Origin of the sequence: Metasolibacillus meyeri (assembly GCF_003049505.1) — a bacterium.
Classification (GTDB): domain Bacteria; phylum Bacillota; class Bacilli; order Bacillales_A; family Planococcaceae; genus Metasolibacillus; species Metasolibacillus meyeri.
The window spans coordinates 1-448 of the sequence record NZ_PYWN01000302.1; the positions used below are offsets into that span (position 1 = coordinate 1).

General features: G+C 36.8%; 1 protein-coding gene. It reads right to left on the minus strand.

Annotation, left to right across the window (positions count from 1 at the left end):
• Positions 1-448 (minus strand): hypothetical protein (locus C9J34_RS22280; RefSeq protein ID WP_193769143.1); only part of this gene is annotated, 448 nt, incomplete at both ends.

Consider the following 448-nt stretch of genomic DNA (forward strand, 5'->3'; position numbering starts at 1 on the left):
CTTTCTCAGGAAGTGTTTGGAATTGCTGATTCACAACGGCAACTGTACCACCAAAACTTACAAATAATAGTGTAAGCGTAATTAGGATTTGACCACTTCGCTTCTTTTTTAACTGTTCAAATTGTAGCAACTTAAACCTGCCTGTTGCTTGATACTGCTTTTTCCTAGATTGAAATCCAGGCAATCGGAGTCGAATAATTTTCGCTCTCATGACTAGATAGGACATGATGAAACTGAGAATCAGTAGACAGAACATGATGAAAAAATAGGTGATATAACGGTTTGTGGCTAATAAGTCCGTTTCATAAGAGATGAGTAAGTGAATCGGATTAGCTAGGTGGAATCCTACTTTTAATAAAATCATATAGCTGATTAAAACAGGCAAACTAACGCCGGTGAATAAGATGCCTAACGTAGCCTGTTGCTTAAATAAACAAGTCAATATCAG